Source organism: Mycobacterium sp. 1165178.9, assembly GCF_001673555.1.
Taxonomy (GTDB): Bacteria; Actinomycetota; Actinomycetes; order Mycobacteriales; family Mycobacteriaceae; genus Mycobacterium.
Window position 1 is genome coordinate 1 of sequence record NZ_LZMB01000234.1, and the last position, 10,341, is coordinate 10,341.

At 65.6% G+C, this 10,341-nt stretch carries 8 protein-coding genes and 2 pseudogenes; 4 read left to right on the forward strand and 6 right to left on the reverse strand.

Features of this window, described 5'->3' with window-relative positions:
* Window positions 1–199, reverse strand: a pseudogene (locus A5652_RS26635) (phosphate ABC transporter permease subunit PstC); the annotation flags it as partial.
* On the opposite strand from A5652_RS26635, the pseudogene A5652_RS27515 reads away from it, so the two are divergent.
* Together A5652_RS27515 and pstA are read left to right on the forward strand one after the other, a co-directional pair.
* Window positions 195–308: pseudogene (locus A5652_RS27515) on the forward strand (phosphate ABC transporter permease subunit PstC); the annotation flags it as partial. The pseudogenes A5652_RS26635 and A5652_RS27515 overlap by 5 nt on opposite strands.
* A gap of 52 nt (window positions 309–360) precedes the next feature.
* Window positions 361–1,263 (forward strand): phosphate ABC transporter permease PstA, encoded by a 903-nt coding sequence (gene pstA / locus A5652_RS10690; protein ID WP_067350342.1) that lies wholly within the window; start codon window positions 361–363, stop codon window positions 1,261–1,263.
* Window positions 1,264–1,269: 6 nt separating this feature from the next.
* On the opposite strand, the gene A5652_RS10695 is transcribed toward pstA, so the two are convergent.
* The 5 genes from A5652_RS10695 to A5652_RS10715 form a co-directional block, all read right to left on the reverse strand.
* The gene (locus A5652_RS10695) at window positions 1,270–2,175 is read right to left on the reverse strand and encodes a Ku protein (RefSeq protein WP_067350346.1); all 906 of its coding nucleotides are present in this window, start codon (window positions 2,173–2,175) and stop codon (window positions 1,270–1,272) included.
* Between the two features lie 96 nt (window positions 2,176–2,271).
* A complete protein-coding gene (locus tag A5652_RS10700; protein WP_067350349.1) occupies window positions 2,272–3,180 on the reverse strand; it encodes a carbohydrate kinase in 909 nt (302 codons plus the stop codon).
* Window positions 3,177–4,589 carry a mannitol dehydrogenase family protein gene (locus tag A5652_RS10705; RefSeq protein WP_067350353.1) on the reverse strand — a complete coding sequence of 471 codons (1,413 nt, stop codon included), beginning with the start codon at window positions 4,587–4,589 and terminating at the stop codon, window positions 3,177–3,179. Before A5652_RS10705 ends, A5652_RS10700 begins: the two co-directional genes overlap by 4 nt.
* A 34-nt stretch (window positions 4,590–4,623) precedes the next feature.
* The gene (locus A5652_RS10710) at window positions 4,624–5,478 is read right to left on the reverse strand and encodes an HAD family phosphatase (protein WP_067350356.1); all 855 of its coding nucleotides are present in this window, start codon (window positions 5,476–5,478) and stop codon (window positions 4,624–4,626) included.
* Window positions 5,475–7,001 carry a mannitol dehydrogenase family protein gene (locus tag A5652_RS10715; protein WP_067350359.1) on the reverse strand — a complete coding sequence of 509 codons (1,527 nt, stop codon included), beginning with the start codon at window positions 6,999–7,001 and terminating at the stop codon, window positions 5,475–5,477. The genes A5652_RS10710 and A5652_RS10715 overlap by 4 nt, the downstream gene beginning before the upstream one ends.
* Window positions 7,002–7,129: 128 nt before the next feature.
* Here A5652_RS10715 and A5652_RS10720 point away from each other — a divergent pair, with 128 nt between their 5' ends.
* Both A5652_RS10720 and A5652_RS10725 read left to right on the forward strand, forming a co-directional pair.
* Window positions 7,130–9,385 carry an ATP-dependent DNA ligase gene (locus A5652_RS10720; protein WP_067350363.1) on the forward strand — a complete coding sequence of 752 codons (2,256 nt, stop codon included), beginning with the start codon at window positions 7,130–7,132 and terminating at the stop codon, window positions 9,383–9,385.
* Window positions 9,382–10,341: fumarylacetoacetate hydrolase family protein (locus A5652_RS10725; protein WP_197513901.1), on the forward strand; the 960-nt coding region annotated here is incomplete at its 3' end. The genes A5652_RS10720 and A5652_RS10725, both read left to right, overlap by 4 nt.

A 10,341-nucleotide genomic window follows, 5' to 3' on the forward strand; every position in this document is an offset into this window, starting at 1 on the left:
GCGCGTTGACCACGAACGTCAAGACGAACAGCGCGAATCCGGCCGAGATGTATGCCCCCGTGGGCAGCGGCGCGCTGAATTCGGCGGCCGCCGACGCGATCTTCGAGGCGAACGTGTAGCCGCCGTCGAACAGCGACCAATTGCCCGGGCGGGCTGCCGAACGCAAGATGATCAGCACCGCGACGGTCTCGCCCAGCGCGCCGCTGCCCACGGGGGCATACATCTCGGCCGGATTCGCGCTGTTCGTCTTGACGTTCGTGGTCAACGCGCTCGCCCGGGCGATCGCCGGCGGGAAGGTCAACGGATGAACCGCAATGTGGGGGCGTACCCCCACCCGCTTGCCGGGGGAGAGCGGCGCTCGTGACCGTTGAAGCGTTGGACCGACCGGTCAAGGACGAGGTGTTCCGGCGGCTGAGCTTTCGGCGCCGGATCACCAACAACACCGCGACGATTTTCTTCCTCGCTTCGTTCTGCGTCGCACTGGTGCCACTGATCTGGCTGTTGTGGATCGTGGTCGAACGAGGCTGGTACGCCGTCACGCGGTCGGGGTGGTGGACCCACTCGCTGCGCGGGGTGCTGCCGGAACAGTTCGCCGGCGGCGTCTACCACGCGCTCTACGGCACGCTGGTACAAGCCGGGGTCGCGGCCGCCATGGCCGTGCCGCTGGGCCTGATGACCGCGGTCTTCCTGGTGGAATACGGGTCCGGGCGCCTGGTGCGGCTGACGACGTTCATGGTCGACGTGCTCGCCGGTGTGCCGTCGATTGTGGCGGCGCTGTTCATCTTCAGCCTCTGGATCGCCACCCTGGGCTTCCAGCAGAGTTCCTTTGCCGTGTCGCTGGCCCTGGTCCTGCTGATGTTGCCGGTGGTGGTGCGCTCGGCCGAGGAGATGCTCAGGCTGGTGCCCGACGAGCTGCGCGAGGCCAGCTACGCGCTCGGTGTGTCGAAGTGGAAGACCATCGTGCGGATCGTCTTACCGATCGCGATGCCCGGCATCGTGTCCGGCATCCTGTTGTCCATCGCGCGGGTGATCGGTGAAACCGCGCCGGTGCTGGTGTTGGTCGGCTACAGCCGATCGATCAACCTCGACATCTTTCACGGCAACATGGCATCACTGCCGCTGCTGATCTACACCGAGCTCACCAATCCCGAACACGCCGGTTTCCTGCGGATCTGGGGTGCAGCGCTGACCCTGATCATCATGGTCGCGGTGATCAACATCGTCGCGGCGCTGACTCGTTTCCTGGCAACCCGCAAACGCTGACCCGGGTCAGGACTTCGACGCCGCCTTTTTCGCCGCCTTCTTGGCGGGTGCTTTTTTGGCCGCCGTCTTCTTCGCGGGGGCCTTTTTCGCCGCGGCTTTCTTCGCAGGTGCCTTGCCGTTACCGGAACGCGCCTTCACGCTGGCCTCCAGCCTGGCGAGCAGATCGGAGACGTCCTCGGTCTCGTCCAGCTCCTTCGGCTGCTCCTCTGTGGTGAACGCTTCTCCGCCTTCGAGTTTGGCGTCGACCAGCTCTTGCAGCTGCTCCTGGTAGGTGTCGTGGTAGCGGTCGGGATTGAAGTCCTCGGCCATCGAATCCACCACCTGACCGGCCATCTTGAGTTCGGCGGGCTTGATCTCGACCTTCTTGTCCAGGATGGGGAAGTCGGGGTCGCGGATCTCGTCGGGCCACAACAAAGTGTGGATCACCATCACGTCGCGCTTGCCGAAGTCCTTGACGCGCAACGCCGCCAGCCGGGTCTTGTTGCGCAGCGTGAAGTGAACGATCGCCATCCGATCGGTCTCGGCCAAAGTCTTGGCAAGCAGCACATAGGATTTCGACGACTTGGAGTCCGGCTCCAGGAAGTAGCTGCGGTCGAACAGCATCGGGTCGACCTCGCTGGCCGGCACGAACTCGAGCACCTCGATCTCTCGGCTGCGTTCCTCGGGCAAGGTGGCGATGTCGTCGTCGGTGATAATGACCATCTGTCCGTCGTCGGATTCGTAGGCGCGGGCGATGTCCCGGTATTCGACGACCGCGCCGTCCACCTCGCACACACGTTGGTAGCGGATGCGGCCGTTGTCCTTGGCGTGCACCTGGTGGAACTTGATGTCGTGGTCCTGGGTGGCGCTGTACACCTTGACGGGGACATTCACCAGCCCGAACGCGATGGAACCCTTCCAGATGGAGCGCATGCAAGTCAGTATGCCCGTAGGGCCGGTGGCAAAACAGCACGACAGGGCTACGACCTGGGATTGTCCCCCTGGACTACGAACTACCGGGGCGTGCGGCTAATGACGCGACGCCGCATTCAGCGCGGCCCGATCCGGCAGGTCGGCTCCGGGGCGGGCGACGGTGAGCGCCGCAGACAGGCTCGCCGCTTCCAGTGCCGTCGTCAGCGCATCCACGCTGATTCCGTGCAACTCGCTGCGCCGGTCGCCGCCCAACGATCCCGATTCCCATAGCGCGTCGAGCAGACCGACCATGAAGGAGTCACCGGCGCCGACGGTGTCGACCACGCGCACCGCCCGCGTCGGCACCCGGGCCACGCCGGCCGCGCAGAACGCCACCGCGCCGCGCTGAGCCATCGTCATCGCCACGATGGCGGGGCCCAACCGCAACCACGTCTGCGCGATCTGCTCGGGCGGCCGCGTGGGGTTGATCCAGCGCAGGTCTTCCTCGCTGACCTTCACGACGTCGCTGCGTTCGATGAGGTGCTCGATGCGCGCGACGGCCGGCCCGCGGTCGGCGATCAGAGACGGTCGTACGTTGGGATCGAAGGTGACCGTGGCCGAGACGCGATAGGTATCGATCAGCGCCGCGACCGCCAAACAGCCCGGATCCTGCACGGCGGCAATCGATCCGGTGTGGACGAACAGCGGCGGGGTGACCGGCGGCGTTCCGGAGAGTCGCCAGTCCAGATCGAACACGTACTCGGCGGACCCGTCTTCGGCGATGGTTGACCGCGCAGTCGCCGTGCGCTGCGCCGACCGGCTTTCCGAAACCAGTTGCACCCCTGCGGCTTCGACGTAGTCGATGATGCGGCGGCCATACGAGTCGTCGGCGATCGAAGTCAGGAAGTCGACTGGGCGACCGAGCCGGCCGAGTCCGACGGCAACGTTGAGCGGACTGCCACCGACGTGCTCGTCGCTGTCCACGATATCTATCAGCGACTCGCCGATCACCAGCCCGCGAGTCATCGCACCAAAGCGTCCAGCGTCGCGCGAGCTCCCTTGCTGTGCAACGAATCCAGCGCCCAAAGGTAAGCCTCGACGAAGCGTGGCTGATGGGCCAGGTCGCAGAACACCGCGGTGATCTCGATGAACACCGTGGGATTCTCGTGCTGCGACCTGGCGATCGGAACGAGCGAGTCCGCCAGTTGGTCCAGCACCTCGTACGGGTTGCCCCACTCGTCAACACCCTCGGCGTACCGGGCCCAGCTCGCCACCACCGCTGCCGCAAGCCGGACCGGCCCGCCGTTGGCCAGGTTGTCGCAGATGACGGGATACAGCCATTTCGGGATGCGATCCGACGAGTAGGCGCACAGCCGCGCGACGGTGTCCCGCACGGCCGGGTTGGCAAACCGCTCGACCAGCCTGCGGCCGTACTCGTGCAAATCGATTCCCGGCACCTGCGGAAGCGTCGGGATGGCCTCGGATTCGAAGTAGGCAAGCAGAAATTCGGCGAACAACGGATCGCTTGCCGCCTCGTGGACGAACTTGAAGCCGCAGAGATGGGCGAAGTAGGCCAGGCACTGATGGCCCGCGTTGAGCAGTCGCAGCTTCATCAACTCGTGTGGACGCACATCGTCGACCAACAGCACGCCCGCTTGCTCCAGCGGCGGCCGACCGTCGGCGAAGGCGTCCTCGATCACCCAGGCGGTGAACGGCTCGGCCACCACCGGCCACCGGTCGTTGACACCGAAGTCGCGCCGCACCTCCGCGGCCATCTCCAAAGTCGTTGCCGGGGTTATGCGATCGACCATCGAACTCGGGAACCGGGCGTGCTCTGCCACCCACTCGGCCAACTCGGGGTCGATGTGCTCGGCGCTTGCGAGCACGGTACGCCTGGCGACCTCACCGTTGTTCTCGATGTTGTCGCAGGAGGCGATTGTCGGCGCGGCGATCCCGCGGCGGCGTCGCCGGTCCAACGCCTCGACGATCAACGCAAACGCGGGCCCGTCCGGGTCGCGGTAGCCGCCCTCGGTGATGGTCAGAGAAATGATCCGGGTGGCCGGAGCCGCCAGCACTTCCAGCGCCGACTCGGGATCATCAGGCGCGTAACGATAGTCGATGATCGAGCCGATCACCTGGGCATCCCGGGTACCGTCGGGGTTTTCCAGGATCAGCGTGTAGAGCCCGTCCTGACCATCAAGGACGTCGCGCATGGTCCAGTCGGCGGGCATGACGCCCACACCGCAGATGCCCCACTCCTGTGCCAGGCCCTGCTGCAACAGCAGGTTGATGTACGCGGCCTGATGCGCGCGGTGGAAGTGACCGGCGCCGATATGCGCGATCCCGACGGTCACGCTGCCGCGGTCGTAGTTGGGCGCGTCGATCGTCATCGTCGCGAGCGCCGCATTGTTCAGGTTGATTCCGCTAGCCTCCATTGGCCAACTCCTCCCCGGGTCAACGCCCGGATCGTCACCCGGCTCGCGAACCCTCAGCCGGCATTGCAGATAACAGCAGCACATCCGCGATTGCGCGCCATGAATCGGTGATCGCAACTGCTCCCGCATCGATCAATTCCGCACGGCGGCAATCCCGTTCGTCAGGTAGCACGAACATCAGGTTGCCGATGGTGGCGTAGCCGGCCGCAACCGCGGATGTCACGCCGGCCACGGAGTCTTCGATGGCCAGCCCTTGTTCCGGGGCGACGCCCATTACCTGGCCCGAATGCAGATACACCGCCGGGTCGGGCTTGCTCGTCGGCACCGGAAGAGAATCCTCCGCGCTGAAAGTCACCGCCTCCGATATGAGCGAGTCGAGGCCCGTGGCGGCGAAGCAGGCGCGCAGCCTTCCCGTGGCGCTCGAACTCACCGCCGCGAGCGCGTAGCGGGTCGCGAGGCTTCGCAACGGCTCCAGCACCTCCGGATCAGGGGTCAGGGTGACAGCCAGATGAGCGGTGACCCGCTCGCGCTCCTCGCGCACCCACTGTTCGAGCTCGCCGGCGGACAACGCCTTGCCGCTCGCGAGGTCACCGGCCGAGGCGATCACCGCCGCGGGACGGCCCTGTACCAGCGTCTCATCAAGCGGCACTTCGCACTGCACCGCCAGGTCGAGAGCCGTGTTACGGAAATTCTTCCCGACGGCCCGCTTGCGCAGCTCCTCGCAGCTGAGCGGCGCGGTCACGCCGAACCTGGCCAGGAAACGGTTGGTCACCTCGGTCGAGGCGTCGAACGCCGGCCTTTCGGATCCGAACAGGTTGTCGTCGGCGTCGCACAGCAAGGTCGTGATCGGCGCCGGGTCGAACGTGCGCGCAAAGGTCAGCCCAGTCATCGCGACACCAACTCCCACTCGTCGTTGCTCATCGCATCACGCAGCGTGGGGACCACACCGCGTTCATCGATGTCGGCGATCATGGCGCCCAGGCGCTCGGCAAAACCGGGAACCGCGCGCACCTCGGCGAACATCTCATGCCTGAGCAGCGGATCAGGATTGCTGCGTGCCATATTGGCCAACCTAGCCACCGGTATCGCCTGCGAGTCTTCCAGGCGGAGCTTTCGCCCGTCGAGGTCGTGGCCCCGCATGTAACGGGCCCACCCGGCGACGGCCGCCATCAGCAGTGTGTGCGGTCTGCCCTGCGTGATCGCCTCCTGCAAAGAGGGCAGCACGAAGGTCGCGATCTTGCTGGTGCCGCGTCGGGCCAGCCGCGAAAGCTGGTCGCTCATCCGGGAATTGCTCAGCCGATCGAGCAAGGTGCTCCGATACTCGGGTGTGTTCATCCCGGGCACCGCGGGCAGCAGCGGTTGAATCTCGTCGCGCAGCAGCTTGTCGACGTAGTCGAAGATGACGCCGTCGCGCATCGCTTCGTCGGTGCGCTGGTAACCCGCCAGGATGGCCAGGCACGCGAGCGCGATATGGGTTCCGTTGAGAAGGCGGGTCTTGATCAACTTGTGGTCGCTGACGTCGGCAACGAACTCGGCACCGACCTCGTCGAGGGGCGGCCGCCCGTTGCTGAACGAATCCTCGATCACCCATTGGCTGTGCGGCTCGGTCACCACCGGACATTTGTCGGCGACGCCGAACGTCTGCTCCACCAACTTTCTTTCCGACTGCGTCGTTTGCGGGGTGATGCGGTCGACCATGGTCGACGGGAACGCGACGTGCGTCTCGATCCAGCGGGCAAGCCCGGGATCCTTCAACGCGGCGAATGACACCAGCGCGGTCCTCGCCGGCTGTGTGTCGCCGGGAACGTTGTCGCAGCAGAGCACGGTGAACGGCGCGACACCCGCGCGGCGGCGCCGGTCGAGAGCTTCGGCCAGGTATCCCCACGCGGTCGCGTAGCTGCCGGCGGCTACGAGGTCAGCGCGCACGTCGGGGTGGTCGGCGTCGAATTGGTCGGTGACGGGATTCAGGAAGTATCCGTTGTCGGTGATGGTCAGGCTGACGATGCGGGTTTGCGGATCTGCCAGCGAGCTACGGACCGCCGCGCCGTCGTTCGGCGCGTAATGAACGGAGCCGATCGAACCGACCACGCGGGCGGTTTGGCGATCATGGCCGCTCTGTACGACGGTGTACAGCCCGTCTTGAGCCGACAGCAGGTGTTTCACATCGGGGGATTGGAGGCTGACACTGGTCAGCCCCCAGCGTCCGGAAACACCCGAGCGGGCGAGGTCGTCGAAGTAGACGGCCTGGTGTGCGCGGTGGAAATTGCCCGCGCCGATGTGGACGACTCCTCGACCGAGGGCCGACCGGTCGTACGTCGGAACGTCGACCCGTCGGGCATGTAGTCGTAGTGTCGCGTCGCTCAGTGGGACGCCGCTTTTTGGACGCCAGGGAGAGGGGATGACATCAAACATCGTGTTCCTGTGCCCCGAACCTTCCGGAGGTATACGCGTCCGTGGGTCATGTCACAAAACAAATCGACTGTTGCGCGATTAGCGGTGGTCAAAGCGGTTAACACGCGCGAAACGCGTAGGTTGACAACATGGCACCGCGCGTGAAACTGACCAACGCCGAGAAGGTGCTGTATCCCGCCACCGGAACCACGAAGAGCGACATCTTCGACTACTACACGCGCATCGCCGAGGTGATGATCCCGCACATCGCCGGGCGCCCGGCAACGCGCAAGCGCTGGCCCAACGGCGTCGACGAAGAATCGTTCTTCGAAAAACAGCTGGCCTCGTCGGCGCCCGACTGGCTGCCGCGCGCAAGTGTGACCCATCGATCCGGGACGACGACGTACCCGATCATCGACAGCGTCGACGGGCTGGCCTGGATCGCCCAGCAGGCCGCGCTGGAGGTCCACGTACCGCAGTGGCGCTTCGTCGCCGAGTGGACCCGCAGCCGGGCCGAAGAACTGAAACCGGGCCCGGCGACTCGCCTGGTGTTCGACCTCGATCCGGGTGAAGGCGTCACGATGGCTCAGCTGGCCGAGGTGGCGCGCGCCGTCCGCGAACTGATCACCGGAATCGGGCTGACCACGTATCCGCTCACCAGCGGCAGCAAGGGCCTGCACCTCTACACGCCGCTGCAGGAGCCGGTGAGCAGCAAGGGCGCGACGGTGTTGGCCAAACGCGTTGCGCAACAACTGGAAAAGACGATGCCGACACTTGTGACGTCGACCATGACCAAGAGCCTGCGGGCTGGAAAGATCTTTCTGGACTGGAGTCAGAACAACGGCGCCAAGACGACCATCGCGCCGTACTCGCTGCGCGGACGTGAACAACCCACCGTCGCGGCGCCACGCACCTGGGAGGAACTCGACGACTCGTCGCTGCGCCAGCTGCGTTACGACGAAGTGCTGGACCGAGTCGCCCGCGACGGCGATCTGCTCGCGGCGCTCGACGAGGACGCACCGGTGCCGGACCGACTGAGTAGATACCGCAGCATGCGCGACGCGTCGAAGACCCCCGAGCCGGTTCCGGCATCGAAACCCGTTATAGGGCAAGGGAATAGCTTTGTCATCCAAGAACACCACGCCCGTCGGCTGCACTACGACTTCCGGCTGGAACGAGACGGCGTGCTGGTGTCGTGGGCGGTGCCGAAAAACCTGCCCGAAACCACTTCGGTGAACCACCTGGCGGTGCACACCGAGGACCATCCGCTGGAATACGGCGGGTTCGAGGGCATCATCCCCAAAGGTGAGTATGGCGCGGGGAAGGTGATCATCTGGGACTCCGGAACCTACGAGGCCGAGAAGTTCCTTGACGACGAGGTCATCGTCAATCTGCGCGGCACCAAGGTATCCGGACGCTATGCCCTGATTCAGACCAATGGGAACCAGTGGCTGGCGCACCGGATGAAGGACCAGAACGTCTTTGAGTTCGACACGATCGCCCCCATGCTGGCCACCCACGGTTCCGTGACGGCACTGAAGGCGGGACAATGGGCGTTCGAGGGCAAATGGGATGGCTACCGGCTTTTGATCGAGGTCGACCACGGCGCCATCCGGGTGCGGTCTCGGCGCGGTCGCGAAGTAACTGGTGAATATCCCGAACTGCGTTGGCTGGCAGAAGATCTCGCCGAGCACCATGTGATCCTCGACGGCGAGGCAGTGGTCCTGGACTCTTCGGGGGTGCCCAACTTCCACGAGATGCAGAACAGGGGCCGAGGCTCGCGCGTCGAATTCTGGGCGTTCGACGTGTTGTACCTCGACGGCCGCTCGCTGCTGCGGGCCAGCTACCGGGACCGGCGAAAGGTGCTGGAAATGCTGGGCACCGCAACCAATCTCGTCGTTCCCGACCTGCTACCCGGAGATGGCGCACAAGCGCTGGAAAACTCGGGCAAGCGCGGCTGGGAGGGGGTGATCGCCAAGCGGCGTGACTCCACCTACCAGCCCGGCCGGCGCTCGTCGTCGTGGATCAAGGACAAGCACTGGAACACCCAGGAGGTAGTGATCGGCGGCTGGAAGGCCGGGGAAGGGGGACGCAGCAGCGGCATCGGCTCGCTGCTGATGGGCATCCCCACCGCGGACGGCCTGCATTTCGCGGGCCGCGTCGGTACCGGGTTCACCGAACGCGAACTGGCCAACTTGAAGAAGACCCTGGCGCCCCTGCACACCGACGAATCCCCGTTCCACCCACCGCTGCCCCGGAGCGAGGCGCGGGGCGTGACATATGTGGAGCCGGTTCTGGTCGGGGAGGTGCGCTACAGCGAGTGGACCCCGGACAACCGGCTACGCCAATCGAGCTGGCGGGGCCTGCGGCCGGACAAGGAAGCGAGTGAGGTGGTACGCGAGTGAAATGGGTTACCTACCAAAGTGATGACGCCGAGCGCGTCGGGCTCCTCTCCGGCGACACCATCTTTGCGATGCCGCCGGGAACGACACTGCTCGACCTGATCGCGCGCGGGTCAGAGGGATTGCGGCAGGCGGGGGAGGAGGCGCAGCGCTCGCCGGCGGCAACGGTTCCTGTCGCCGATGTGCGATTGCTGGCGCCCATTCCGCGTCCGCCGTCGATCCGGGATTCCCTCTGTTTCCTCGACCACATGCGCAACTGCCAAGCCGCGCTGGGCGCCGGGCGCAGCCTCGCCGACACCTGGTATCGGATTCCCGCGTTCTACTTCGCCTGTCCGACAACAGTTTTAGGACCCTACGACGACGCGCCGACTGCACCCGGAAGCGCTTGGCAGGACTTCGAATTGGAGATCGCCGCGGTGATCGGTACGGGCGGCAAGGATCTCACCGTCGAGCAGGCCGAACAGGCGATCATTGGCTACACCATCTTCAACGATTGGTCCGCGCGCGACCTGCAGCAGATGGAAAGCCAATTGGGAATCGGACAGGGCAAGGGCAAAGACAGCGGGGTGACGCTGGGCCCCTACCTCGTGACCCCCGACGAGCTCGAGCCGTACCGCCATGACGGCAGGCTGGACCTCCAGGTCATCGCACTGGTCAACTCCAACGTCATCGGCTCGGGGTCCACCGCCCAGATGGACTGGACCTTCGGCGAAGTCATCTCCTACGTCTCGCGCGGCGTCACCCTCAATCCCGGCGACGTCATCGGCTCCGGGACGGTGCCGACCTGCACACTGGTCGAGCACCTCAATCCCGCTGCGCTGGAATCGTTTCCCGGCTGGCTGCACGACGGTGACATCGTCACGCTGCGGGTCCAGGGCTTGGGGGAGACCCGGCAGACCGTTCGCGCGAGCAGCGCGCCACACGCGTTGGCCGCCCGGCGCAATCCGGACGCCGCGCCC